Genomic DNA, 24,719 nt, shown 5'->3' with positions numbered 1-24,719 from the left:
GTGATGACGGGCGTCAACCCCGATGACGCAGCGTCAACCCCACCGAGTTGGCGCGCCCGCCACCTCAGGGGACGAGGACGGTCTTGATCGACCGGCGCTCGTCCATCGCGCGGTAGCCGTCAGCGACGGAGTCCAGGGGGATCGTCAGGTCGAAGACGGCGCCGGCGTCGTAGGTCCCGGCCAGCACGCGGGTGAGTAGGTCGGGCAGGTAGCGCCGTGCGGGGGCGACGCCGAAGCTCAGGGTGAGGTGCTGCCGGAACGGGGTGAAGATCCCGAGCTGGGGGCTGGTGTGGGGCACCCCGACGGCCCCGACCCGGCCGCCGACCCGAGCCATGCCCAGCGACATCTCCCAGGACTCCGGCGTGCCCACGGCCTCGACGACGTGACGGACACCGAGACCGCCGGTCAGCTCGAGCACCTTGGCCACGCCCTCCTCGCCGCGCTCGGCGACGACATCGGTCGCACCGAAGCGGCGGCCGAGCTCGGCCCGGTCGGTATGCCGGCTCATCAGGATGACGCGCTCGGCACCGAGCACCGTGGTGGCGCCGAGCACCGCGGAGAGGCCGACGGCGCCGTCACCGACGACGGCCACGGTCGACCCCTGCGTCACGCCGGCGAGGACTGCCCCGTGCAGGCCGGTTGCGGCGACGTCGGTCAGAGCGAGCAGCCCTGTCAACAGGGCCGGGTCGGTGCCCTCGAGACCGCCGGGGACGGCAACGAGCGTCCCGTCGCCCTCCGGGACACGGACCGCCTCGCCCTGCCCGCCGTCGGTGCCTGGCGCCCCGAAGGTGCCGCCGTGCTCGCACCGGGTCTGGATGCCGTCGAGGCAGGCCGGGCAGGTGTTGTCGGACCACTGGAAGGGGGCCACGACGAGGTCGCCCACGCTGAGGGTCGTGACGTCCGCGCCCACGGCCTCGATGACCCCGATGAACTCGTGCCCGAGCCTCGAGCGGCAACGCGGGTGATCACCCCGCGGTAGGACCACAGGTCGGAGCCGCAGATGCAGGATCGGACCACGCGCACGAGCGCGTCGCCATGCTGCTGGATGCTGGCGTCGGTGACGTCCTGGATCTCGACGTGACCGGCGGACTGGTAGACGGCGGCGCGCACGGGGTTCCTTTCGGGTGGGGGAGTCAGGCCGGAAGTCTGGCGGCGAACGCCGCCAGCTCGTCGAGGTTGGCGACTTCGCAGGTGCGGCGTCCCTCTTCGATGTCGTGGACGATCTCGACGATGCGGTCGAAGATCGGGCCCGAGATGTCCTTGTGGACCTCGTCGACCTCGGTCTTGCGGCGGCGCACCATCAGGTCGCGGTAGATACCGCTGTGCGTCTTGGCGCTCCGGCGGTTGAAGGCCGCCAGGCGGTCCAGGGACCCCTCGAGGTCGTCGGGCACGAAGCCGTCGAAGGACTCGACCCGCACGGGTGCCTGGGCCAGCACCTCCCGCGCGAGCGCGACCATGAGAGAGCGGTACTCGGCCCTGTCTAGGGTCTGGGCGATGGGCAGGTCGGAGACCGCGCCGGCCCACAGCATCGCGCCGTAGGCCTCCTTGCCCCAGAGGTAGCCGAGCACGTTGTCGGTCGCCTCGGCATACGGGAGGGCGTCGGCGAGGGCCTGCACGCGCGGAGTGATGTCGCCGCCTGCGAGCTCGCCCACCCGGAACGTGGCGACGTTGCCCTGCATCACGACGCCGGGTCCCATGACGTCGGCGCCGATGTTGACGAAGCTCGAGAGCACCCGGTCGGCCCCGACAGCAGCAACGAGCACGTCGGCCGTCAGACCGTTCTGCACGGTGAGCACGTCGCCGTCGGCCGTGAGGCGGTCGACGAGCAGCGCGGCCGCCGATGCGGTGTGCAGGCTCTTCACCGCGACGAGTGCGTGCTCGATGGTGTCCGGCAGTTGCGCCGGGGTGAGCACGGGGACGGCGACGGTGAAGGAGTTGACCGGTCCCTCGATCCGCAGCCCGTGCTCGCGGATCGCCGCGACGTGCGCCTCGTCCGCGTCGCAGAGCGTGACGTCGTGCCCGTCGCGGGCCATCAGCGCCCCGAGGGTCCCGCCGATCGCTCCGGCGCCGATGACGGTGATCTTCACGAATTCCTCCTGGGGGCAACGGTGCTGGCGGTCCAGCGTTCGACGATCTCGGCGAGCACGGTCAGGGGCACGGCGCCGTGGCCGAGCAGCGCGGCGTGGAAGTCGATGACCGAGAAGCGGGTCCCGAGCTGCTGCTCGGCCCCGGCGCGCAGTCGGACGATCTCGCGGCGGCCGATGAGGTAGGCGAGGGCCTGGCCCGGCCACGCGATATAGCGGTCGACCTCGCTCGTGACGTGCTCCCGCGTCGTGGCCGTGTGGTCGAACATGAAGTCGATGGCCTTATCCCGGGTCCAGCCGAGGTGGTGCAGTCCGGTGTCGACGACGAGCCGGCACGCCCGCAGGGCGCGGAACGACAGCATCCCGAGGCGCGAGAGGTCGTCGCTGTAGAGCCCCATCTCGTCGGCGAGCTGCTCGGAGTAGAGGCCCCAGCCCTCGTTGAAGCTGCAGGCCTCGACGTCGAGGTGACGGCGGTAGCGGGGGATGTCGAGCAGCTGGGCCGTCGCGAGCTGCAGGTGGTGTCCGGGCACCGACTCGTGGAAGGACAGCGCCTCGTACTCGTAGCGGTAGTGGCTGGTGGGGTCGGCAGCCAGAACGCAGTATGCGCCGGGTCGGCTGCCGTCGACGGCGGGTGGGCGGTAGTAGCCGAGGGCGCTGTTGCCGGCGTCGATCGGGTTGATCTGCTCGATGACGCACTCAGGGATGGCGGTCGCCGGGAACCAGTCGCCGCGCACGGCTTCGGCCCGTGCGAGCGCGCCACGGGCGACGGCGACGATCTCGTCGGTCGTCTCGAAACGGAGAGAGCGGTCCCCCCGCATCCGGGCGGCGATCCGCGACACGTCCTCCTCGCCGAGGGCTCGTCGGCCGATCGCGCTCCACTCCGCCCGCATCTGCTCGAGCTCGTCGAGGCCGAGGCGGTGGATCTCGTCGGCGGTGAGATCGGTCGTCGTATGCCGGCGCACCGCCGCCTGGTAGCCCTCGGCGCCACCGGGGACCGCGTGGATGCCGACCCGGTCGCCGACGCGGCCGACCGGAAGCAGCTCCGCGGTGAGGCGAGCCGCGAGGTCGGCCATGGCGGGTCGCACCTCGCGCTCGACGAGGGCCGTGGCGCGGGACAGCGTCTCCGCGTCCCCCGACGCGCGGGCGGGGCCGAGGAGGACGTCGTCCGCGACCGCGAGCGCGAGATAGCCCTCGAGCTGTTGCACCGACCGCAGGACCCCGAGCCGGGTGGGCACGCGCCCGCGGGAGGCCTCCATGGCATACCGCTCACCGAGTGCGGTGAAGTAGCCGCCGAGCCCGGACAGGCGCTCGAGGTAGCGCCCGCGGCTCTCGTCGTCACCGGTCGTCATCGCCGGCACCGCCTGGAAGACGAGACCCTGCCGGCTGACGTAGCCGTTGGGGGAGGCGTTGGTGGCCCAGAGCGCGTGCCGGGCGTCGTCGCCGGCCCCGCGCACCAGGGACGTCATCACACCGTGGTCGACGAGCTCGGCCTCGGTGGCGCCCGAGAGGTCGAGCCGCGCGACCTCGCGACCGATGGCGTCGAGGTCGGCGGCAGCCTGCTCACTCGCCGCGAGGCGGGGGTCGCCCGCGAGGTGGTCGACGTCGGAGATGCCGAGGAGGGTGGCGTTGTAGGGGTCGTAGCGGTGCTGGACGTCGAAGTATCTCTCGCCGAGGCCGGTAAGGGTCTGTGAGAGAGCGGAACTGGTCGTTGGCGTCATCTGCTGTCTCGCTCAGAAGAGCGAGTGTCCTCCGTCGATCGAGAGTGTCTGGCCGGTGACCCAACCGGCGTCCGGGACCACGAAGAACTCCACGCCGCGCGCGATGTCCTCGGGCGTGCCGGTCCTCCGCACGGCGATGCCGGCGACGAGGGCCTGCTGACCGACCTCGCCGTAGGACTCCCACTGGGCCCGCGTCGTGGGATTGGACAGGACGAACCCCGGGGCGATGCAGTTGACGGTGATGCCGTGGGGACCGAGCTCGTGGGCCAGCTGTCGGGTGAAGCCGATCTGCGCCGCCTTGGCCGTCGCGTAGGCCTGGATGCCAGTGAGGCTGACGCTGCGGCCGGCCCCGGAGGAGATGATCACGATCCGCCCCCAGCCCCGCGGCTTCATCGTGCGGACCGCCGCCCGGGTGCAGTTGCGGGTGGTCGTGAGGTTCGCCGCGAGAACCGCATCCCAGGCCGCGTCGTCGAGCTCGTCGAGCGGCACGTGGGTCTGCCCGACGACGCCGCCGGCGTTGTTGACCAGGACGTCGACGTCGCCGACGGACGCGAAGAACGCCTCGGTCGCGCGGGTGTCGCTCAGGTCGACCTCGTCACGGTCGACCCGGTGCACGGTCGCCCCCGCCAGCTCGAGGCGGTCCGCGATGGCCGCCCCGATGCCCTGCGCCGTGCCGGTGACGACGGCCACCCGGGCGCCGAGGGGGCTCATGCCCCCCCTCGCAGGTCGGGCCCGTGGGTGGCTGCGGCCGGGTTCAGCTCGGAGAGCGCGGTCGCGCGGTAGGCCCGGGCGATCTGGACGGTCTGCTCCCACTCCTTCATGCGCGCCAGCCCGTCACCGTCCGAGGCGGCGAGGACGGCCTCGACGAGGGTCTCGAGCAGGGCCAGGAGACCGATGAAGGAGTCGAAGGGGATGCCGTCGACGGGCACCGGCAGGACGATGTCGGCGCTCTCGGCTGCGGGGGAGAGCCCTTGGTCGGTGATGACGATCACCGTCGCTCCTCGCTGCTTCGCGATGTCCGCCGCCTGCTTCGCGGTCAGCTCGTAACGGCGGAAGTCGATGATGATCGCCACGGTGCCGCTCGTGAGCCCCAGCAGCCGCCCGATGTCGTGGCCGAGTGGCTCAGCCACGAAGATGACGTGCGGGATCGCCTGGTCGAGCTGGGTGGCGAACAGCATCGCGAGGTAGCGGCTGAAGTAGCCCCCGCAGACGGCCACCTGCTTCGGACGCGCGGCGAGGAGCCCTACGGCGTGGTCGAACTCGCTCGGTGGGATGCTCGAGGCGAGCGCCCCCACGAGCCCGATCTTGCCGGCCACGGCTGCGGTGAAGGAGCCCGTCTCCTCGTGCTCGCGTACCCCTCGCTCGGTGCGGCTCACCGGGCTGCTCATGTGGTGCGTGATCTCCTCGCGCAGCCGCCGCTGGAAGTCGGGATAGCTGCCGATGCCGAGCCGGGCGACGAGCCGCAGGACGGTGGGGGTGCTCGTGCCCGCCTCCTTCGCGAGAGCGGCCGCGCTCTGCAGTCCCGAGCTGGGGTAGGTCGACAGCAGGGCCCGCGCGACCTTCTTCTCGGCCGGGCTGAGCTCGCCCATCCGGGCGAAGATCTGGTCGTCGATCGCCATCTCGGGCCGTGCTCCTCGCTTCGTGGTGTCGATGTCGGATTTGGTCGGGTCGTCGTGTCAGGTCAGCAGGACCAGCCGGCCGTCCTGCTCGAAGGCCGCGAACATCGTGGGGGAGTTGTGGGCCACGACGACCCGCCCGTCCGCGGAGACGGCGACGAGCCCGCCGCTGGCGCCTCGCGCCGTGAGCTCCTCCGCGATGGTCGAGGTCACGGCCTGCGCCACGTCGCAGTTGAGGTAGCGGACCCGGGCGGCGATGTCGTGCGACACGACGCCGCGGATGAAGGCCTCCCCCTCACCGGTGCACGACACGGCGACCGAGTCGTCCCGGGCGTAGGTCCCCGCGCCGACCAGCGGCGTGTCCCCGATCCGCCCGCCCGCCTGGCCGGCCATCCCCCCGGTCGAGGTCGCCGCGGCGACGTGGCCGAGGGCGTCACGGGCGACGGCCCCGACCGTCCCGTGTCGGGGGCCGGTGAGCCGCAGCGACCGGATGCGGCCGAGCTGGGCGACCCGTGCCTCGGTGACGAAGTACTCCTGGTCGGCGGTCTGCAGGCCCCAGCCGGCGACGAGCTCGGCGCTCGGAGCGACGAGGAAGACGTGGGGGCCTTCCTCGAGGACGCTCCGGGCGGCGAGGACGGGGTTGCGCGCGTGGCGTGAGGCGGCGACGGCGCCGGCTGCTCCGCTACCGTCCATGACGGCCGCGTCGTGCTCGGCCACGCCGTCGATGGTGAGTGCGGCGCCACGGCCGGCGTTGAACAGTGGGTCGTCCTCCAGCCGGGCAACGCACGCGCACACCGCATCGAGCGCGCTGCCACCCTCTTCGAGTACCGCCTTCCCCGCCCTGTATGCCGCGGCCAGGCCGGCCTCGAACGCCTCGCGCAGCTCCGCCCCGAGCTCTTCGATGCGCCCACCCGCCCCTCCGTGGAGCGCCAGCGCGACGGGACCCCGTGGAGGGAGGTCCCAGAGACGGGTGGTGCCGGGCGGTGCGACCGACTCCTCGGCGTGAGGCACTCAGCGCCCTCCGGCCTGGCGGGTGATGTAGGTGACCGCGACGAATGAGCGGTAGACCTCCAGCAGGTCGTCCCCGGAGATCCGCACGCTGCGCTGGCCGGTCCGGTCGACGCCCCGGGCCCAGGTCGCGATGTCGGCCATGTCGGCGGTCGCGAGCTCGAGGTCGAGGACCCCGGGACGGGTGATCCCCGGGAGCCCGACCGACCCGGCCGCAACCCGGGCCATCGCGTCCTCCGCTCCGGCCCGGATGAGGCGGCAGGACTCGGTCGGGTGGAGGCTGTGGGCGCTCCCCCTGGTGATCGACTCCTTGGTGACGACGTGGGCGGCGCCGGGCGCGAAGGGCTCGGTCTCCTCCCACGTCACGACGTCGCCGGTGACGAAGGCGATCGGCACCCGGTGGTGCTCAGCGACGAGGGCGTTGATGCCGCTCTCGCCGACGTCGATGCCACCCACCTGCGCCCGGGTGAAGACCTCGGGGTTGTAGGTGTGCGACAAGGTCGACGGTTTTCCCGAGATCGAGCCGTGGTAGCCGACGAGGAAGACGGCGTCGAACGACGCGTCGAGCCCCTGCATCATGTACATCGGCTTGTGGCCGCCGGAGATGTAGTGGGCCTCGCCCACGATCCTGCGGGGGTCGAGGTTGGCCATCCGGCTGTGCGAGTCGTTGAGCACGACCTGCGTCGCGCCGCCGGCGATCGCGCCCTCGATCGCTGCGTTGACCTCGTCCTGGAGGAGCGCGCAGCCGAGAGCGTAGGAGGCGCTGCCCGGTCGGCACTGGTCCCAGTCGACGACGCCGGCGACGCCCTCCATGTCCAACGACATCCAGACCTTCATGCCGACGTGCTCCTGTCCTTCGTGGTGGTGACGGTGGTGGTGACGGTGGTGGTGGTGGCGACCCGCTCGAGGTCCGCCGTTGTGGGAGAGCCGAACTCGAGCGAGCGACGAGGGTCGGGGGCGGCGTCGAAGGCGTCGAGGTCACTGGCGTGCAGGCACGCGGACCGGTGCTCGCGGGCCACGTCGGCGAGCGCCGGGTCGGTCGTGCGGCAGGCGTCGGTGGCGTAGGGGCAGCGCGGGTGGAAGCGGCATCCGGCGGGGACGTCGAAGGGGCTGGGCGGTTCCCCCTCGAGGACGAACTCCTCGTTGATGCTGCCGACGCTCATCCGCGGGATCGAGTCGATCAGCGCCCGGGTGTAGGGGTGCCGGGGGTTGGCGAAGAGCTCGGCCGTCTCGGCCACCTCGACGATGCGGCCGAGATACATGACGGCGACCCGGTGGCTCAGGTGCTGCACGACCGCCAGGTTGTGGGCGACGAACAGGATGCTGAGGCCGAGCTCGCGCTGCAGGGACGCGAAGAGCTCGAGGATCGTGGCCTGCACCGAGACGTCGAGGGCCGAGACGGGTTCGTCGGCGATCAGGACGTCGGGACGGACGGCCAGGGCTCGGGCGATGGCGAGCCGTTGCCGCTGCCCACCGGAGAACTGGCTGGGATAGGCCTCGAGCGCGTCCTCCTCCAACCCCACGAGGTTGAGCAGCCGCACGCTCTCGGCCCGGACGTCGCGGCGGGGCACGACCCTGTGGAGGAGGAGCAGCTCACGCAGCATGGAGCCGACCGAGATCCGGGGGTTGAGTGAGGAGTAGGGGTCCTGGAAAACCATCTGGATCCGGCGCCGCTGGTCACGGTCGCGGTGGGCCGGCATCGGGTGCCCGTCGTGGTGCACGCTGCCCGAGGTCGCGGTCTGGCCACCGACGAGGATCTTCGCGAGGGTCGACTTGCCGGATCCCGACTCCCCGACGAGGGCGAGGATCTCGCCCCGGCGCAGCTCGAGATCGACGCCGTCGAGTGCGCGCAGCTGGCCGTCGCGCGCGCCTCCGCGCGTGAGTCTCGAGATGACCGGTGAGTGCAGGGCGTACACCTTCGTGAGGTCGGCGACCCGCAGCACGTCGGTCGAGTCCTGCGTGGCGTCCTGCCGGGCCGCGGTCATGCCGGCACCCCGGCGAAGATCCGCTCCGACTCGAAGCACGCGGTGTCGTGACCAGGGGTGATCTCCTCCCGCGGCGGGACCGCGGTCCGGCAGCGCTCGACAGCGAAGGGGCATCGGGGTGCGAACGCACAGCCTACCGGCCGGCCGGTCACGCTGGGCGGGAAGCCGGCGATCGGGATCAGCTGCCGCTCCGGCTGGTCGAAGTCGGGCGCCGAGTCGAGCAACCCTCTCGTATAGGGGTGCCGAGGGTTGCTGAGCACCTCGACGACTGAGCCGGACTCGGCGATGCGCCCGGAGTACATCACCGCCATGCTCGTGCAGGTCTGGTTGACGACCGCGAGGTCGTGGGTCACGAAGGCGAGAGCGGTGCCGGTGTCGGCGCAGAGGTCCTCGAGCACCCTGAGCACCTGGTGCTGCACGGTGACGTCGAGGGCCGTCGTCGGCTCGTCGCACAGCAGCAGGCGCGGGCTGCAGGAGACCGCCATGGCGATCATGATCCGCTGGCGCAGGCCGCCCGAGAGCTCGTGGGCGTAGGCGCGCGAGCGGCGCTCGGGGTCGGGTATGCCGGTCTTCGCCATCATCTCGACGGCGAGGGAGTGCGCGGTCCGCTTCGACAGCCCGAGGTGCCGCCGCGGACCCTCGGCGATCTGGTCGCCGACGCGCACGACCGGGTTCAGCGCGGTCATCGGCTCCTGGAAGATCATCGCGATCTCCGGACCCATGAGCCGTCGCCGCTCGGCGCCGGGCATGCCGACGAGCTCGCGGCCGTCGTAGAGGATGCTGCCGGAGAGCACCTCGACGCCCTTCGGAAGGAGGTCGGCGACGGCGCGCAGGGTGAGCGACTTGCCCGATCCGGACTCGCCGACGACGCCGAAGCGCTGGCCGGCGGCGATGTCGAAGGAGACGTCGTCGACGATGACGGTGTCGTCGCCCCGACGGCGGCGGATGCCGATGCGCAGGTCGGTGACGCGCAGGAGGGACAGCGCGGTGGAGGCCGCGGTGCCGGCTGCCGAGGACGTGCGCACGGTCACTTCCGCCTCTCGGGGCTGAGCAGGTCGGACAGGCCGTCGCCGAGCCACGAGAGCCCGAGGCTGGTCACGACGACGGCGAGGCCGGGAATGGTCGCCTGCTGCCACTGCGTGGTGATGAACTCCTGGCCGTCGCTGATGATGCTGCCCCACTCTGCGGTGGGCGGCGCGATGCCCAGGCCGAGGTAGCCCAGCGTCACGATGGCCATGATGTCCATGACGATGTCGCTCATGCCGTAGATGATCGCCTGCGACAGGACGTTGGGACCGATGTGGCGCACCAGGATTCGCGCGTGCGACAGTCCGCCGAGACGGGCGGCGACGACGTAGTCCTGCTCCTTGGCGACGAGCACCTCCCCGCGCACGATCTTGGCGTAGGACACCCACGAGACCGCCGCGATGGCGATGTAGATGCTCGCCTCACCCGATCCGAGGACGAAGACGAGCACGATGACCATGACGTAGAACGGGAAGGCGAAGAAGACGTCGACGATGCGCATGAGCACCGTGTCGAGCCAGCCGCCGAAGTAGCCGGCGACGCCGCCGACGACGGTCCCGATGACGAAGGGGATGAGCACGGCGATGAAGCCCACGCGCAGGTCGACGCGGGCGCCCCACAGGAGCCGGCTGAGGACGTCCCGGCCGAACTTGTCGGTGCCCAGCAGGTGCGTGGACGAGGGCGGGGCGAGGGCGTTGACGAGGTCCTGCTTGATGGGGTCGTAGGGCGACAGGACAGGAGCGAGCAGGGCGGCCAGGACGAGGAGCCCGACGATGACGATGCCGGCGACGAGTGACCCGTTGCGGTACCAGGGCTTGAGCGAGCGGGAGCCGGCCGTGCTTCGGCGGGCGCGGCGAGCGGCATACAGGGTGGTGACTGTGGTCATGCGCTGGACGCCCGTCCGAGGTCGACCCGGGGGTCGAGGATCGTGTAGATGACGTCGGTGAGGATCCCGACGACGACGACGAAGAGGGCGACGAAGAGCGTGACGCCCTGCACGGTGGGGAAGTCGCGCGTGAAGATCGAGTTGATCATCAACGACCCGAGGCCGGGGAGGGCGAAGACCCGTTCGATCACGAGGGAGCCGCCGACGAGGTAGCCGAGGTTGACCCCGATCACCGAGACGGTCGGGATGGCGGCGTTGCGCAGGACGTGACCCGTCAGCAGCGAGACGCCGGACGCACCCTTCGACTTGGCGGTGCCGACGTAGTCGGACTCCAGGACGGTGATCATCGAGGAGCGCAGGCTGCGGATGATGGTGGGAGACATGGCGATCGCGAGGGTGAGGGAGGGGAGGAAGAGGAAGTAGAGGTGCTCGCCGGCCGTCTCGCCGTAGCCGCCCACGGGAAACGTCCGCAGCCCGACGGCGAGCAGCAGGATGAGCATGATGCCCACCCAGAACTGCGGCATGCCCTGACCGAGGAGCGTGAAGGCTCGCACCCCGAGGTCCCGGCCACCGCCCGGCCGGAACGAGGCGAGGGCCGAGAGGGGGATGCTGATCGCGAGGGAGAGCACGAGCGCGTAGGCGAGCAGGGTCAGGGTCACGGGGATCGCGCCCAGCACGAGGCCCGTCACGGGGGACTGGTAGGTGAGGCTGGTCCCGAGGTTGCCCTGGCCCAGCTGCTTGAGGAACAAGAGGTACTGCTCCCACAGCGGCTTGTTGAGCCCGAGCTGCTCGGTCAGCGCGGCGACGCTCTCGGGGGTCGCTCGCTGACCGAGCAGGGCGAGTGCGGCGTTGCCCGGCAGGAGGTGCGCGAGGAAGAAGACGAGGAGCGTCACCCCGAACGCCACCGGGACGGACTGGAGGAGGCGTCCGGGGACGAAGCTCAGTCGGTGGAGCACGGCTACTTCGTCTTGTAGACGTCTTGCAGCGGGTAGGTGCCGAGGGGCGTCACCGTGAACCCCTCGACCTTGTCGGTCGTGGCGTAGACGTAGGGCGAGTAGTAGAGGTAGGCGAGGAAGGCGTCCTGGCTGACCTGCTTCTGCAGCTGGGAGTAGAGGTCCTGGCGCTTCGTCGGGTCGTTGACCTTCTGCGCCTGCTTGTTGATGGCGATGACGTCCTGGTTGTTGTAGTAGGTGAACGCCGAGTGCGAGCCGCCGGTCGGGTCGACGGCGAAGGACGTCCACTCGTCGGGATCGGGGATGTCCATCGTCCAGGCCGAGGTCGTCATGTCGAAGTCCGAGGCCAGGCGGGCCTGCTTGTTCGCCGTCGGGTCCAGCGGCTTGATGGTCATCGTGATCCCGATCGCCGACAGCTCGGACTGCATGATCTGGGCGACGGAGGCCTGGTTCGGGTTGCCCGAGGGGATCAGGAGCGATGTCGTGAAGCCGTTCGGCTTGCTGGACTTCGCCAGCTCGGCCTTGGCGCCCGCGACGTCGAGCTTGGCGCCCCCGGCGGCCTTGTCGAAGTAGGGAGTGCCGGGGCTCAGCAGCGAGTAGGCGGGTTGGCCGTTGCCGAAGAGGACCGCCTTGACCAGGGCGTCGCGGTCGATGACCATCGAGACCGCCCGGCGCACGTGGACGTCGTCGAAGGGGGCGCGCTTCTGGTTGAAGGCGATGTAGTCGATCTGCGTCGAGGGGTAGGTCACTGCCTTGACGCCCGAGGCGCTCTTGAGCGAGGCGAGGCTCGACCAGTCGGGGGTGTCGTCGATGTCGACCTGACCACCCTGGACCTGCAGCTTGCGCGTGCTCGCGTCGGCGACGACGGTCCAGGTCACCCCGTCGAGGTGGGGCTTGCCCGCCTGCCAGTACGTCGGGTTGGCCTTGACCGACACGGACTGACCCTTCTTCCAGCCGCCCCAGACGAAGGGACCGGTCCCGACCGGCGCGTCGTAGAACTGCGCGGAGGTCTTGCCGCCGTAGTTGTTCGGGACGATGCCGTTGGCGAAGAGCGCGAGATCGGCGATGAGCGGGGCCCAGGCGTACTTCAGCGTGACCGTGACCGTCTTGGGGGTGGTCGCGGCCACCGACGCGATGGCGGAGTTGATGAAGCCCCACCCGGTCTCGGCCGTCTTGGTGTTCTCGTCGATCGAGAACTTCACGTCGGCAGAGGTCATCGGGCTGCCGTTCGAGAAGGTGATGCCGTCCCGCAGGGTGATCGTGTAGGTCAGTCCGTCCGCCGAGGCCTGGTAGCCCGTGGCGAGCCAGGGCTCGACCTTCGTGCCGTCGGGGCTCGCGTGGAACAGCGGCTCCATGATCTGCTCCATCACGCGGATGGAGTTGTTGTCGAAGGTCGTCGTCTTGTCCATCGAGATGATGTCGGCCGACCGGGCCATGGTCAGGGTGCCGCCCTTGACCGGAGCGCCGGTCGCGCCCCCAGCCCCCCCGGCTGCGGTGCCACCGCCGCTGCAGCCGGCCAGTGCCAGCGCCGTCACGATCGCTGTTGCTGCTGCTCCCACACGTCTGCTCATCGGGTTACTCTCTCCGCGACGGCCAGGTCAGTGCGCCCTGGCTCCGTTTCATTAGTTACAGGGAGTCATATTGCCCGAGATTTGTTACGTTCGCATCACAAGGAGGTCACGCGTTTGCTCCCAGAGCGCGACGGCTTCTCCCGGAGCCGACCGGCCCGTGACGGGACCCCACCGCTCAGGTGGGGTCGGTCGCCCGATACACCCGGATCGAGGCGGCCGTCATCGTCACCGGCACCTCGAGGTCGATGTCGCTGGGCTCCTGCGGGCGGGGCCAGGCACTGTCCCAGAGCAGCGCGTATGCCGTGAGCCCCGGCGGCCGTGGCAGCGTCACCGCGGTGTCCTCCGTCCCACCGTGGTAGGTCACCAGCAGAGACGGCTCGCCGAGCCAGGCCCCGTCGAGGTACATCGACAGGGTCCGCGAGGCGGGGTCGCCCCAGGCCTGCCTGCTCATCGTCCGGCCGTCCCCGTCGTACCACGCAATGTCCTCGGACCCGTCGTCCGAGACCGCGCGGCCGGAGAAGAACGAGCGCTGCCGCAGCACGCGGTAGTCGCGCCGCAACCGGGTGAGGAAGCGCGACGTCTCGAGCAGGTCGGCCCGCCACGGCTCGAGCTCCCAGTCGAACCACGAGATCGAGTTGTCTTGGCAGTAGGGGTTGTTCGAGCCGTGCTGCGTGCGCCCGAACTCGTCGCCCGCGTTGATCATCGGCACGCCGGTGGAGGTGAGCAGGGTGCCGAGGAGGTTGCGCAGCGAGCGCCGACGGGCGTCCTCGATGCCCTCGTCGCCACTCGGTCCCTCGACGCCGTGGTTCCACGAGAGGTTGTGGTCGGAGCCGTCGCGGTTGCCCTCGCCGTTGGCCCCGTTGTGCTTGACGTCGTAGACGGTGAGGTCCCAGCCCGTGAAGCCGTCGTGGGCCGCGAAGAAGTTGATCGACGCGATGGGCCCACGGTCCCGGTGCCCGAAGAGGTCCTGCGAGCCGGCCAGGCGGGTGGCGAGGTCCTGGACGCCGTGCCCGTGCCGCGGGTCGCCGAGACCGAGGTCGGCCAGCCAGAAGGAGCGCAGCGCGTCGCGGTAGCGGTCGTTCCACTCGCTGAACGGCGGGGGGAACTGCCCTGTGCGCCAACCGTGCAGGCCGACGTCCCAGGGCTCCGCGATGTTCTTCACGCGCGACAGGACCGGGTCGGTGCGCAGGGCGACGAGGAACGGGTGGTTGATGTCGTAGTCGTCGTTCCGACCCCGGGCGAGGGCCACGGCGAGGTCGAAGCGGAAGCCGTCGACGTGACACTCCTGCACCCAGTAGCGCAAGGAGTCGAGGACCATCCGCGCGACGACGGGATGGCGCAGGTCGAGGGTGTTGCCGCAGCCCGTGACGTCGATGTCGCGACCGCGCTCGTCGAGCCGGTAGTAGGAGCGCGAGTCGAGGCCTCGCCAGCTGAGCGTCGCGCCGTCAGCACCCTGCTCGCAGGTGTGGTTGTAGACGACGTCGAGGATCACCTCGATGCCGGCGCGGTGGAGCAGCTTGACCATGCCCTTGAATTCGTCCATCGCGCCCTGCGGGTCCGAGGCCGCGGCATACGGGGCGTGGGGGGCGAAGAAGCCGATGGTGTTGTAGCCCCAGTGGTTGGTCAGTCCCCGCTGCACGAGCGCCGGTTCGCTCGTGAAGGCATGCACGGGCAACAGCTCGACCGCGGTGACCCCGAGCGCCGTGAGGTGGTCGATGGTCGCCTCGTGCGCCAGCCCGGCATACGTGCCGCGCAATTTCTCCGGGACCCCCGGCAGCTGCCGCGTGAGGTTGCGGACGTGGGTCTCGTAGACGACGGAGTCGGTGAGCGGGTGCTGGGGCGGCCGGTCGCCCTCCCAGTCGAAGCGGTCGTCGACGACGACACCCCGCGGCACGTATGCCGCGGAGTCCCGGTCGTCGGGCAGGCTCGGGTCGCCGACGAGCGTGCGCCCGACGCGGTGGCCGAAGACCTCGGGACGCCAGGTGACGTCGCCCTCGATGGCGCGCGCGTAGGGGTCGAGGAGCAGCTTCGCGGGGTTGTGCCGCTGGCCGTTCTCCGGGTGCCACGGCCCCGCGACCCGCAGGCCGTAGCGCTGCCCGGGTCCGACGCCCGGTAGGAACCCGAACCAGTGGCCGTGGGCGCGCTCCATGAGCGGGATGCGGGTCTCGCTCGCCCCGGTGGTGTCCCCGATGGCGAACAGGCAGACGTCCACGCTGTCAGCGTCGTCGGCGAAGACGCAGAACTCGGCGCCGCCCTCGACGAGCGTCATTCCGGTGGGAGGAGGTAGGTCCCGCAGCGGTCTCGGGGGCGGCGGGGGTCGCATGGCCCCAAGCGTAAGGGGCCGTTACGGTGGCCCCATGAGCGATCCCACGAGCCTTCCCAACTTCCCGCCGCCGGCGGACGAGCACCCCTTGCGCGGGCGTGTCCTGGACGCCCTCAAGGACCTGGGACTGGACCCCAACATCGATGCCGACGGCGACGTCGCCTTCACGGTCGGCGAGCCGGCGCAGCAGCTGTTCGTCCGCTGCCAGGACGGCGACTTCCCGATCATGCGGATCTTCGGGCAGTGGATGATCAGCGACCGGGTGCCGCCCGACCCGCTGCTCCGCCTCCAGCGCTGCAACGACTTCTCGCTGCAGCTCAACCTGGTCAAGGTCGGCATCGCGAACGACAACCTCATCGTCAGCGGCGAGCACGTCGTCCCGATGGGCGGCGACATCCCCATGCTCATCCAGATCACCGTGAACATCATCATGGAGGTCGTGCAGATGTGGCACACCTCGTTCCTCTCGCCCGAGGAGCAGCAGCAGCTGGCCGAGCAGGCCGGCAACGCAGGCAGCCCCGGCGACCCCGGCACCAACGGGAGCGGCGGGGCCGAGGGTGTCGGGGGCACCGACGGCACCGAGGGCCCGTTGTCGTCGTCGCCGGGAGACGACTACCAACCCCGCCACCGCCCGAGCGACGAGGTCTGATCATGGCTGACTTCGTGAGTCTCGAGGTCGAGGGCGGCATCGGCACCATCCGGCTCGACCGGCCACCGATGAACCCGCTGTCGGTGCAGGTGAGGAGGAGATCCGGGCGGCCGCCGCCGAGGCATCCGCCCGCGACGACGTCTCGGCCGTCATCGTCTACGGCGGCGAGAAGGTCTTCGCTGCCGGTGCGGACATCAAGGAGATGCAGGCCATATCCTACACCGACATGGTCGACCGGGGCGCGGCCCTGCAGAGCTCGTTGACCGCCGTCGCGCGGATCCCCAAGCCGACCGTCGCTGCCGTCACGGGCTATGCCCTCGGAGGTGGCTGCGAGCTCGCGCTCGCGTGCGACTTCCGGATCGCCGGCGAGAACGCCAAGCTCGGGCAGCCGGAGATCCTCCTGGGCATCATCCCGGGGGCCGGTGGGACACAACGGCTCTCGCGCCTCGTCGGACCGGCGAAAGCCAAGGAGATTATCTTCTCCGGTCGCTTCGTCGCGGCTGACGAGGCGCTCGCGATCGGTCTCGTCGACAAGGTGGTCCCCGCGGGCGACGTCTACACCGCGGCGAGGGAGTGGATGGGCCGCTTCGTCGACGGCCCGGCCTACGCCCTCCGCGCCGCCAAGGAGGCCATCGACCGCGGGCTCGAGGCCGACCTCGACACCGGTCTCGAGATCGAGCGGATGCTCTTCGCCGGTCTGTTCGCGACGCGTGACCGTGCGGCCGGGATGACCTCGTTCGTCGAGCAGGGGCCGGGCAAGGCGGTCTTCGAGGGCAAGTGAGCGACGACAGCGACGCTTTCGGCGTCGCCGACATCCAGGTCGACGCCCTGAGCGGACCGGATGCCGACGACGTCCAGGACGCTGTCGGGCCTGAGCCGCTGGACGTCCTCGTCTTCTTCACGCCGCGGGAGTCGACCCGGGAGGTGCTCGAGGCGGTCTTCGCGGCCGGCGCGGGACGGATCAGTGACTACGAGGAGGCGTGCTTCGTCAGCGAGGGCACCGGACAGTTCCGCCCGGTCCGCGACGCCAGCCCGGTGATCGGGCACCTCGGGGAGCTCGAACACGTGCTGGAGCACCGGGTGGAGCTCGTCCTGCCGAGACGCCTGCGCGACGAGGTCGTGGCGGCGCTGCTGGAGGCCCACCCCTACGAGGTGCCCGCGTTCCACGTCCTCGAGACCGTACGACCCTTCGGCTCAGGTGTTGACCCACGGTCGGGCGCTTGATGCCGCCACGACGCCCGACGGACACGCCGTGGCCCGACGTTGCGAGTATCGGACGGAGGCTCAACGCCGAATTGACGTAGATGTACATAACAGCGCTGCCAGCGATATCATCGGACCATGAGTGAGATTACTGTCAGCGATGCGCGCGCCCGGTTGGCCGGTGTTGTGGATGCAGCTCGTGTGGGGCATGACCCGGTGTACCTGACCCGTCGGGGGCAGCGGGTGGCCGCGGTGATCGACGCCGACGACCTCGACCGTCTGATCGCCTCCGCCGAGGACCTGGCCGACATCGAAGCCACCAGGGCCGCCCGGGCCGAGATCGCCAGCGGTGAGGCGACGATCCCATGGGATCAGGTCAAGGTCGACCTCGGACTGGCATGACCTACCGGGTCGAGATCGCGCTGGCGGCGCTGCGTCAGCTGCGCAAACTCGACCCGCCCGCCCGTCGGCGCGTCCAAGCAGCAATTGAGCTCCTCGCCGATCAGCCACGGCCGAGCGGGGCCAAGAAACTGGTCGGTGGCGAGGGCGAGTGGCGGGTCCGCACCGGCGACTACCGAATCGTCTATGAGGTCCACGACGACGTCCTCCTCGTCCTGGTGGTCGCCGTCGGCCACCGCCGCGACACCTACGAGCGCCGCTGACGAACGACCAGTCCTGCCGCATTGCGTGAAGCGCCTCTTCTCGCCGCTTGTGGGGCGCGGCGCGCGCTCACGGTTCTCCCGGTGATGGACCGTGGGGTCGTTCTTGAGTCCCCTCCAAAACACGTGCACCCGACTCCACGTGGAGCAATGGAATCCGTGAGTCATGGCGGCGTACACGTCCTCAGAGTCCACGGTTCCAGTGGACGCGTCGCTGTCTCGGGTCGACACCAGGAGCTACTCTGTCGGTTTCGGGATGCCGTCGCTCGACTGGGTCACCGATCTGCACGCAGGGGTTGGACGAGAGTCCGAGGAGCATGACGAAGAACAGCCCGGGTATGGCGCAGGGAGCGAAATGATCGCTCCGACGACCACATGGGTCAGACGGGGGCGACGACGGGCGATGCGTCGATGTTCCCCTCAGGGGTCGAGTCTGGTTGGCCCCTTCGCTCGAGGCGGGTCAACTGACGCTGTGGTGGGTGAACCGTTGTCGAGACCGATCTCTCTGCGTGCGGGCTTTTCGCGGCATGTGCGAGCGACGAAATCGAGTGGTGGCTTGCTGCGCGTGTCGACAATCATGTCCGGATGAGTCCAGACTCCTCTGCCGCGGCTGATGCTGTCCCAGAGCTGCGAATGGTGACCCGGCTACTTCGCGACCAAGCTCCGCATCTGGCGGACTTGATGGTCCGACCGAGCCCCGCGTCCGGGAGTGTCAGGCGACCGTGTCGAAGTGCCGTGGCGGGCGGACTCCCCGCTGGTTCCGACCACGGCGCCAATTGCCCACCAGGACAACCGCTCCCCGCCAGCCTGCCGGACGGCCTCGATGAAGTGGCGTGGCCTCCGAGCGCTCCATGACCACGTCGAGCAGGCCAGCGACCGCCGCGAAGGGTGGACTCCCGACCCTGCCGGACGCCACTGCCGACGTGCGCCTGAGGCTCGTCGTAAGGGTGCCTCAGGCGTGGCCCCGGTCGCGCTGTGGCGGCGCCGGTCCGGCGAGCAGGGCCTCCGCCATCTCGGTATGCGTGACGAGCGTCGTCACGAGGCCGCTCCGGACGGCGGCCAGCACGGCGGGTGCCTTGGCGGCGCCGTAGGGGAGGGCGATCACCTCGGGGACACGGGCGAGCTGGTCGGCGTCCATGCAGATCATCCGGGCGGTCTCGTGCCGGCCGACGACGACGCCGTCCGCGTCGAGGAAGACGCCGGAGACGTCTGCCACCACGCCGGCGTCGTCGAGCCGGCCGCGTTCGGCGGGCGACATCGCGTCGTAGATCGTGCTCTGCCCCTCCCGCCAGGCGCCGAGACCGACGACCGCCTTGGTGACCGAGGCGAACCGCGCCATCGCCCGGGCGATGTCGGGCTGCTTGCGCAGGGTCGCGGCGGTCGCGGTGTCGGGCAGCAGGAACGGCGCGTAGAAGAAGAAGACCGCGGCGCCGGTGTGGCGGGCGATGTCACGGACGATCTCGATCGAGGTCATCGCGAGGTCCTCGCGTGGCAGGGATCCGGTGAGCTGGACGACCGGCACGGCAGGCATCGAGGTGATCATCGCGACCGTGCTGGCGACCGCCCGCGCCCACGCCAGCCCGAGCACGTCGTCGCAGGTCACCGTCTCGCCGAGCAGGTCGCCGGCAGCTTTGCCCAGCAGCTCGCGCAGGACGGTCGGGTCCTCCTCGGCCGTGTCGACGACGATCGCCGTGTGGAGCCCGAGGTGGCTGCGCAGCCGGCTCGAGAGGTCGACGTCGATGCTCCCGGGGTGTCCGATCTCGATCCGGACGAGCCCGCTGGACAGCGCCTGCTCGAGGAGGCGAGCCACCTTGAACCGGCTGATCCCCAGCTCGTCCGCGATCTCGACCTTGGAGCGCGCATCGATGTAGTACCTGCGCGCGACGGTGGCGGTGAGCACGAGCTGGGCCGGGCCACCGAAGAATTCGCGCGTCTCCACGGTGAGTGCACTCCTTGCCTCGGGGCGTCGGTGGTGGGGGACCGGTAGGTGAGCCGTCACCGTTGCCGGGCCGGCTCGTGCCGCAGGCTACCCGTCCGGGTCACGGTTCGGTGTCGGTTCTGGGCAACCCCAGCACCAGCGACCGCCTCGGCCCCGTCGACCTCTTGACACGGGCCGCGGACGGCGTTTAACTCCTGCCTGAGCATATGAGCAACTTGCTGCTCATATGAGCATAGGCGTCGGCGACGCCATCGACGTAACTCAACGAGGAGAATTCATGTCGCGGATGAAGTTGACCCCGGTGGTCGTGGGTGTCCTGGCGCTGGGGGCCGGACTCTCGGCCTGTTCCGGCGCCGGAGGTGGAGGGAGCAGCGGCGGCGGATCCGCGAGCTCGATCAGCGTGCTGATGGTCAACAACCCGCAGATGGTCGACCTGCAGAAGCTCACGGCAGACAACTTCACGAAGCAGACCGGGATCACGGTCAACTTCACCGTGCTGCCCGAGAACGACCTGCGCGACAAGACGAGCCAGGAGTTCTCCAGCCAGGCGGGCCAGTACGACGTCGCGACCCTGTCGAACTTCGAGATCCCGATCTACGCCAAGAACAAGTGGGTCGCCGACCTCACGTCCTACACCCAGTCCGACACCGCCTTCGACCAGGGCGACATCCTCAAGCCGATGACGAGCGCCCTGTCCGTCGACGGGAAGGTCTACGGCGAACCGTTCTACGGGGAGTCCTCGTTCCTCATGTACCGCAAGGACGTCCTCGCGGCCAAGAGCGTCACCATGCCGGACAAGCCGACGTGGCAGCAGGTCGCGGACATCGCGGCCAAGATCGACGACCCGAAGGGTATGCGGGGGATCTGCCTGCGTGGACAACCCGGTTGGGGGCAGCTGTTCGCCCCGCTCACGACAGTGGTCAACACCTTCGGCGGCACCTGGTTCGACAAGGACTGGAACGCCAAGGTCAACGCGACCGAGTTCAAGGAGGCGACCAACTTCTACGTCGACCTCGTCAAGGCGCACGGCGAGACCGGCGCCTCCCAGGCCGGCTTCACCGAGTGCCTCAACAACATGACGCAGGGCAAGACGGCGATGTGGTACGACGCCACCTCGGCCGCCGGCTCGCTCGAGGCGTCCGACTCCCCGGTCAAGGGCAAGATGGGCTACGCGCCGGCACCGGTCGTCAAGACCGACTCCTCCGGCTGGCTCTACACCTGGGCCTGGGCGGCCGAGCAGAAGAGCACGAAGAAGGACGCCGCCTGGAAGTTCATCTCGTGGGCGTCCGGCAAGGACTACGAGGCCCTCGTGGGCAAGCAGCTCGGCTGGTCCCGCGTGCCCGCCGGCAAGCGCTCCTCCACCTACAGCAACGCCGACTACATCAAGAGCGCCGAGGCGTTCGGCCCCCAGACCAAGTCCGCCATCGAGTCGGCCAAGCCGACCGACCCCGGTGTGCAGCCGCGTCCCGCGCCCGGCATCCAGTTCGTCGACATCCCCGAGTTCCCCAACCTCGGCACCAAGGTGAGCCAGTACGTCAGCGCGGCCATCGCCGGTCAGGGCACCGTCGACGACGCCCTCAACCAAGGGCAGACGCTCGCCGAGGCCGTGGCCAAGAACTACAAGAAGTGACCTGACATCATGTCAGCCACGAAGACGGCCCCCACGAAGGAAGCCCCGAGACCGCGGGCGACGACCGGCCGACGCCTGCAGCGCTCGGGCGACTGGGCGCGGCGGACACCGCTCCTGCCGGCCCTGATCCTCGTCGTCATCGTCACGCAGCTCCCCTTCGTCGTGACCATCGTGACGTCGTTCGTCAAGTGGAACGCGTACTACCCCGACCAGCGCCGGTTCGCGGGCATCGACAACTTCACGACGGTGCTCTCGGACCCGGACGCCCGCCACGCGATCGTGGTCACCGTCGGGCTGACCCTCTCGGTCGTCGTGGTGTCCCTGCTGCTCGGCCTCGCGATCGCGCTGCTGCTCGACCGGAAGTTCCTCGGACGCAGCGTGGTCCGCACGATGATGATCACTCCGTTCCTCATCGTGCCGGTCGCCGCCGCGCTGCTGTGGAAGCACGCGCTCTACAACCCCGAGTACGGCCTGTTCGACGGACTCCTCAAGGGGGTGTTCGGCGACAACGCACCCCAGGTGGACTGGATCGGGCGGTTTCCGTTCTTCGCCGTGATGTTCGCGATCGTCTGGCAGTGGACGCCGTTCATGATGCTCATCCTGCTGGCCGGGCTGCAGAGCCGACCGCTCGACGTGGTGGAGGCCGCCAAGATCGACGGTGCCAACGCGTGGCAGATCTTCACGAAGATGACCCTGCCGCACCTGCGTCCCTACATCGAGCTGGCGGGCCTGCTGGGCACGATCTACGTGGTCCAGAACTTCGACCACGTCTTCACCATCACCTCGGGCGGCCTCGGCACGGCCAACCTGCCGTACTACATCTACCAGACCTTCTACACCGCCCACGACTACGGGCTGGCCTCCGCGGCCGGCGTCATCGTCGTGGTCCTGACGATGATCGTCGCGACCATCGCCCTGCGGACGGTCTTCAGCCTCTTCAAGGAGGAGTCGCGATGAGCGCCGACACCGCCAGCACGTCCGGTATGCCGCGGACCCCGAGCACGTCGGGCACGTCGGGCACGTCGGGCACGTCGGGCACGGACGGCCGTCCGGCCCCCGCGACCCGACCTCCGCGGTCCTCGATCAAGATCGTGCACCGCAGGCAGCCGTGGAGCGCCAAGCTCCTCGGTCTGCTCGCCTGGGTCATCGGCCTCCTCTTCGTCTCCCCGGTCCTGTGGATGGTCCTCACCTCCTTCCACAGGGAGGTCGACGCCGCCTCGAACCCGCCGAAGCTCTTCGCCCCCCTGAGCCTCGACGGCTACCAGGCGTTCTTCAGTGCCGGCCCACTGCCACCCCTGATCAACTCGGCGACCGCCAGCCTCTTCTCGACGGCCTTCGTGATCCTGCTCGCCTTCCCCGCGGCATACGCGCTGTCGATCCGGCCGGTGCGCAAGTGGACCGACGTGCTGTTCTTCTTCCTCTCGACGAAGTTCCTGCCGGTCGTCGCCGGCCTGCTGCCGATCTACCTCTTCGCCCAGCAGGTGAACCTCCTCGACAACATCTGGCTTCTCGTCGTCTTCTACACCGTGATGAACCTCCCGATCGCCGTGTGGATGCTGCGGTCCTTCCTCTCCGAGGTCCCCGTCGAGATGCTGGAGGCCGCGCAGATCGACGGCGCCGGAGTGATCACGACGATGCGCAAGATCATCGCGCCGGTGGTCACGCCGGGCATCGCGGCTGCCGCCCTGATCTGCTTCATCTTCAGTTGGAACGAGCTGCTCTTCGCGCGCGTGCTCACCGGTACCATCGCGGAGACCGCGCCCGTCTTCCTGACCGGCTTCGTCACGAGCCAGGGCCTCTTCCTCGCCAAGGTCTGCGCAGCCTCGCTCGTGGTGTCCCTGCCGGTGCTCATCGCTGGCTTCGCGGCCCAGGACAAGCTCGTCCAAGGGTTGTCGATGGGGGCCGTCCGCTGAGCCGGAAGCCCTCAGCAACCAACGCCACCAGCTTGATCCGGCCGATCGCCGGGGAGAAGGATGAGGTATGCCGCACGTGCGCCCCGACACCCTCGCGTCTCTTCCGGAGGCGGTTGCCCGGCCTAGCTATGACCGCTCGAAGGTCACTCCCGGCATCGTCCACTTCGGTGTCGGCGGGTTCCACCGCGCGCACCAGGCGATGTATCTCGACGCCCTGATGAACGAGGGCAAGGCGATGGACTGGGGCATCGTCGGTGTGGGGACGCTGCCCCAGGACGCGCGGATGCGGGACGCCCTGGGGCCGCAGGGGGGGCTCTACACCCTGGTGGTCAAGCACCCGGACGGACGTCGCGAGCCACGCGTGATCGGCTCGATCTGCGAGGTCCTTCTGGCGGCCGACGACCCGGAGAAGGTCCTCGGGGCCCTGACCGACCCGCGCACCCGGATCGTCTCGCTCACGATCACGGAGGGGGGCTACCTCTTCCACCCGTCGACCGGCGAGTTCGACGCCTCGGCGGCGAGCATCGCCCCCGACCTCGTCGTGGGCGCGACGCCCTCGACGCCGTTCGGCTACATCACCGAAGCGCTGCGGCGTCGTCGTGAGGCGGGCACTCCGGCCTTCACGGTGATGTCCTGCGACAACATCCCCGGCAACGGCGAGGTCGCGAAGAAGATGATCACCGCCTTCGCGCACCTCAAGGACCCCGAGCTCGGCGGATGGATCGCCGCCACGGTCTCGTTCCCCAACTGCATGGTCGACCGGATCACCCCGGTGACGGCGGCCGAGGACATCGCCGCGCTGTCCGCCGAGTTCGACGTCCAGGACAGCTGGCCGGTCGTCTGCGAGCCCTTCACCCAGTGGTGCCTCGAGGACGCCTTCCCCGCCGGCCGGCCGCCGTTCGAGGACGTCGGCGTGCAGCTCGTGCCCGACGTCGAGCCCTACGAGCTGATGAAGCTGCGGCTCCTCAACGCCAGCCACCAGGCCCTCTCCTACCTGGGCTACCTCAGCGGCTACCGCTACGCCCACGAGGTCTGCCAGGACCCGCTGTTCACCCAGTTCCTGCTCGCCTACATGGACGACGAGGCGACCCCGACGTTGCACGAGGTCCCGGGCGTCGACCTCACGGCATACAAGCACCAGCTCATCGAGCGGTTCGCCAACCCCGAGGTCCGCGACACCCTGGCCCGTCTCTGCGCAGAGAGCTCCGACCGCATCCCCAAGTGGCTCGTGCCGGTCATCCGCGCCAACCTCGAGCACGGGGGAGAGGTCACGCGGTCGGCGCTCGTCGTCGCCGCCTGGGCCCGGTATGCCGAGGGGGTCGACGAGCAGGGTGAGCCCATCGAGGTGGTCGACCAGCTCAAGGAGCGGGTGATGGCCGCCGCGGCGCGGCAGAAGGACGACCCGCTGGCGTTCGTCGAGGACGAGCAGCTGTTCGGCGACCTCGCGCAGCACGAGGCCTTCACGGACGTCTACACGCGGTCGCTGACCTCTCTGCACGAGATCGGCGCGCGTGCGACCCTCGAGCGGCTGCGCGACGGGGCGTGACACGGCAGGA

Annotated in this window: 22 protein-coding genes and 1 pseudogene; 9 read left to right on the top strand and 14 right to left on the bottom strand. The window is 69.9% G+C overall.

The genetic code is table 11. The annotated features are described in order from the left end of the window. Positions 1–64 precede the first annotated feature (64 nt). The 13 genes from Q0R63_RS21860 to glgX form a co-directional block, all read right to left on the bottom strand. The gene (locus Q0R63_RS21860; protein ID WP_366521194.1) at positions 65–910 is read right to left on the bottom strand and encodes a zinc-binding dehydrogenase; all 846 of its coding nucleotides are present in this window, start codon (positions 908–910) and stop codon (positions 65–67) included. A 223-nt stretch (positions 911–1,133) separates the two neighbouring features. Then, entirely contained in the window at positions 1,134–2,087 is a 954-nt protein-coding gene (locus Q0R63_RS21855; protein WP_295702117.1) for a 2-dehydropantoate 2-reductase N-terminal domain-containing protein, read from the bottom strand. Continuing rightward, the gene (locus tag Q0R63_RS21850; protein WP_295702115.1) at positions 2,084–3,802 is read right to left on the bottom strand and encodes a DUF885 family protein; all 1,719 of its coding nucleotides are present in this window, start codon (positions 3,800–3,802) and stop codon (positions 2,084–2,086) included. Before Q0R63_RS21850 ends, Q0R63_RS21855 begins: the two co-directional genes overlap by 4 nt. Before the next feature lie 12 nt (positions 3,803–3,814). Further along, on the bottom strand, positions 3,815–4,513 hold the full coding sequence (locus Q0R63_RS21845; RefSeq protein WP_295702113.1) for an SDR family NAD(P)-dependent oxidoreductase: 699 nt from the start codon (positions 4,511–4,513) through the stop codon (positions 3,815–3,817). After that, on the bottom strand, positions 4,510–5,421 hold the full coding sequence (locus Q0R63_RS21840) for a MurR/RpiR family transcriptional regulator (RefSeq protein WP_295702111.1): 912 nt from the start codon (positions 5,419–5,421) through the stop codon (positions 4,510–4,512). Before Q0R63_RS21840 ends, Q0R63_RS21845 begins: the two co-directional genes overlap by 4 nt. Before the next feature lie 57 nt (positions 5,422–5,478). Further along, entirely contained in the window at positions 5,479–6,429 is a 951-nt protein-coding gene (locus tag Q0R63_RS21835; protein WP_295702109.1) for an isoaspartyl peptidase/L-asparaginase, read from the bottom strand. Then, positions 6,430–7,263, bottom strand: coding sequence for a M55 family metallopeptidase (locus tag Q0R63_RS21830; RefSeq protein ID WP_295702107.1), 834 nt, complete (start codon positions 7,261–7,263; stop codon positions 6,430–6,432). Next, positions 7,260–8,411, bottom strand: coding sequence for an ABC transporter ATP-binding protein (locus Q0R63_RS21825; protein WP_295702105.1), 1,152 nt, complete (start codon positions 8,409–8,411; stop codon positions 7,260–7,262). Before Q0R63_RS21825 ends, Q0R63_RS21830 begins: the two co-directional genes overlap by 4 nt. Further along, entirely contained in the window at positions 8,408–9,436 is a 1,029-nt protein-coding gene (locus tag Q0R63_RS21820; protein WP_295702103.1) for an ABC transporter ATP-binding protein, read from the bottom strand. Before Q0R63_RS21820 ends, Q0R63_RS21825 begins: the two co-directional genes overlap by 4 nt. 2 nt (positions 9,437–9,438) lie before the next feature. Then, entirely contained in the window at positions 9,439–10,323 is an 885-nt protein-coding gene (locus Q0R63_RS21815) for an ABC transporter permease (RefSeq protein ID WP_295702101.1), read from the bottom strand. Beyond that, complete coding sequence (locus tag Q0R63_RS21810) at positions 10,320–11,279, bottom strand: ABC transporter permease (protein WP_295702099.1); 960 nt, start codon at positions 11,277–11,279, stop codon at positions 10,320–10,322. The genes Q0R63_RS21815 and Q0R63_RS21810 overlap by 4 nt, the downstream gene beginning before the upstream one ends. A 2-nt stretch (positions 11,280–11,281) precedes the next feature. Beyond that, on the bottom strand, positions 11,282–12,847 hold the full coding sequence (locus tag Q0R63_RS21805) for an ABC transporter substrate-binding protein (RefSeq protein WP_295702097.1): 1,566 nt from the start codon (positions 12,845–12,847) through the stop codon (positions 11,282–11,284). 175 nt (positions 12,848–13,022) lie between these two features. Further along, the gene (gene glgX, locus Q0R63_RS21800) at positions 13,023–15,170 is read right to left on the bottom strand and encodes a glycogen debranching protein GlgX (protein WP_295702095.1); all 2,148 of its coding nucleotides are present in this window, start codon (positions 15,168–15,170) and stop codon (positions 13,023–13,025) included. A gap of 34 nt (positions 15,171–15,204) precedes the next feature. Here glgX and Q0R63_RS21795 point away from each other — a divergent pair, with 34 nt between their 5' ends. The 5 genes and pseudogenes from Q0R63_RS21795 (at position 15,205) to Q0R63_RS21775 (ending at position 17,684) form a co-directional block, all read left to right on the top strand. Continuing rightward, positions 15,205–15,819, top strand: a complete 615-nt coding sequence (locus Q0R63_RS21795) for a hypothetical protein (protein WP_295702093.1) — start codon at positions 15,205–15,207, stop codon at positions 15,817–15,819. A gap of 2 nt (positions 15,820–15,821) precedes the next feature. Next, positions 15,822–16,600, top strand: a pseudogene (locus Q0R63_RS21790) (enoyl-CoA hydratase-related protein). Beyond that, positions 16,597–17,043, top strand: a complete 447-nt coding sequence (locus tag Q0R63_RS21785; RefSeq protein ID WP_295702091.1) for a hypothetical protein — start codon at positions 16,597–16,599, stop codon at positions 17,041–17,043. Before Q0R63_RS21790 ends, Q0R63_RS21785 begins: the two are co-directional and overlap by 4 nt. 117 nt (positions 17,044–17,160) lie before the next feature. Then, the gene (locus Q0R63_RS21780) at positions 17,161–17,424 is read left to right on the top strand and encodes a type II toxin-antitoxin system Phd/YefM family antitoxin (protein ID WP_295702089.1); all 264 of its coding nucleotides are present in this window, start codon (positions 17,161–17,163) and stop codon (positions 17,422–17,424) included. After that, complete coding sequence (locus Q0R63_RS21775; protein WP_295702087.1) at positions 17,421–17,684, top strand: type II toxin-antitoxin system RelE/ParE family toxin; 264 nt, start codon at positions 17,421–17,423, stop codon at positions 17,682–17,684. The genes Q0R63_RS21780 and Q0R63_RS21775 overlap by 4 nt, the downstream gene beginning before the upstream one ends. A 949-nt stretch (positions 17,685–18,633) precedes the next feature. On the opposite strand, the gene Q0R63_RS21770 is transcribed toward Q0R63_RS21775, so the two are convergent. Further along, a complete protein-coding gene (locus Q0R63_RS21770; RefSeq protein WP_295702085.1) occupies positions 18,634–19,620 on the bottom strand; it encodes a sugar-binding domain-containing protein in 987 nt (328 codons plus the stop codon). Positions 19,621–19,897: 277 nt separating this feature from the next. Here Q0R63_RS21770 and Q0R63_RS21765 point away from each other — a divergent pair, with 277 nt between their 5' ends. From Q0R63_RS21765 to Q0R63_RS21750, 4 genes are all read left to right on the top strand, one after another. After that, positions 19,898–21,250 (top strand): sugar ABC transporter substrate-binding protein, encoded by a 1,353-nt coding sequence (locus Q0R63_RS21765; protein ID WP_295702083.1) that lies wholly within the window; start codon positions 19,898–19,900, stop codon positions 21,248–21,250. A gap of 9 nt (positions 21,251–21,259) precedes the next feature. Continuing rightward, a complete protein-coding gene (locus tag Q0R63_RS21760) occupies positions 21,260–22,207 on the top strand; it encodes a sugar ABC transporter permease (protein ID WP_295702081.1) in 948 nt (315 codons plus the stop codon). Continuing rightward, positions 22,204–23,163, top strand: a complete 960-nt coding sequence (locus tag Q0R63_RS21755) for a carbohydrate ABC transporter permease (protein WP_295702080.1) — start codon at positions 22,204–22,206, stop codon at positions 23,161–23,163. Before Q0R63_RS21760 ends, Q0R63_RS21755 begins: the two co-directional genes overlap by 4 nt. Before the next feature lie 67 nt (positions 23,164–23,230). Then, positions 23,231–24,709, top strand: coding sequence for a mannitol dehydrogenase family protein (locus Q0R63_RS21750; protein ID WP_295702079.1), 1,479 nt, complete (start codon positions 23,231–23,233; stop codon positions 24,707–24,709). Positions 24,710–24,719 lie beyond the last annotated feature (10 nt).

Origin of the sequence: Lapillicoccus sp., assembly GCF_025353065.1 — a bacterium.
Lineage (GTDB): Bacteria > Actinomycetota > Actinomycetes > Actinomycetales > Dermatophilaceae > Lapillicoccus.
The sequence above is the reverse complement of the archived record's forward strand: the minus strand, read 5'-3'. Positions and strand labels throughout refer to the sequence as shown.

Excerpts from the sequence above, each read along its gene's own strand:
- Q0R63_RS21750 (WP_295702079.1), top strand. The coding sequence starts at position 23,231 with ATGCCGCACGTGCGCCCCGACACCCTCGCGTCTCTTCCGGAGGCGGTT.
- Q0R63_RS21755 (WP_295702080.1), top strand. The coding sequence starts at position 22,204 with ATGAGCGCCGACACCGCCAGCACGTCCGGTATGCCGCGGACCCCGAGC.
- Q0R63_RS21765 (WP_295702083.1), top strand. The coding sequence starts at position 19,898 with ATGTCGCGGATGAAGTTGACCCCGGTGGTCGTGGGTGTCCTGGCGCTG.
- Q0R63_RS21805 (WP_295702097.1), bottom strand. The coding sequence starts at position 12,847 with ATGAGCAGACGTGTGGGAGCAGCAGCAACAGCGATCGTGACGGCGCTG.
- glgX (WP_295702095.1), bottom strand. The coding sequence starts at position 15,170 with ATGCGACCCCCGCCGCCCCCGAGACCGCTGCGGGACCTACCTCCTCCC.
- Q0R63_RS21815 (WP_295702101.1), bottom strand. The coding sequence starts at position 10,323 with ATGACCACAGTCACCACCCTGTATGCCGCTCGCCGCGCCCGCCGAAGC.
- Q0R63_RS21830 (WP_295702107.1), bottom strand. The coding sequence starts at position 7,263 with ATGAAGGTCTGGATGTCGTTGGACATGGAGGGCGTCGCCGGCGTCGTC.
- Q0R63_RS21845 (WP_295702113.1), bottom strand. The coding sequence starts at position 4,513 with ATGAGCCCCCTCGGCGCCCGGGTGGCCGTCGTCACCGGCACGGCGCAG.
- Q0R63_RS21795 (WP_295702093.1), top strand. The coding sequence starts at position 15,205 with ATGAGCGATCCCACGAGCCTTCCCAACTTCCCGCCGCCGGCGGACGAG.
- Q0R63_RS21825 (WP_295702105.1), bottom strand. The coding sequence starts at position 8,411 with ATGACCGCGGCCCGGCAGGACGCCACGCAGGACTCGACCGACGTGCTG.
- Q0R63_RS21840 (WP_295702111.1), bottom strand. The coding sequence starts at position 5,421 with ATGGCGATCGACGACCAGATCTTCGCCCGGATGGGCGAGCTCAGCCCG.
- Q0R63_RS21780 (WP_295702089.1), top strand. The coding sequence starts at position 17,161 with ATGAGTGAGATTACTGTCAGCGATGCGCGCGCCCGGTTGGCCGGTGTT.
- Q0R63_RS21850 (WP_295702115.1), bottom strand. The coding sequence starts at position 3,802 with ATGACGCCAACGACCAGTTCCGCTCTCTCACAGACCCTTACCGGCCTC.
- Q0R63_RS21775 (WP_295702087.1), top strand. The coding sequence starts at position 17,421 with ATGACCTACCGGGTCGAGATCGCGCTGGCGGCGCTGCGTCAGCTGCGC.
- Q0R63_RS21760 (WP_295702081.1), top strand. The coding sequence starts at position 21,260 with ATGTCAGCCACGAAGACGGCCCCCACGAAGGAAGCCCCGAGACCGCGG.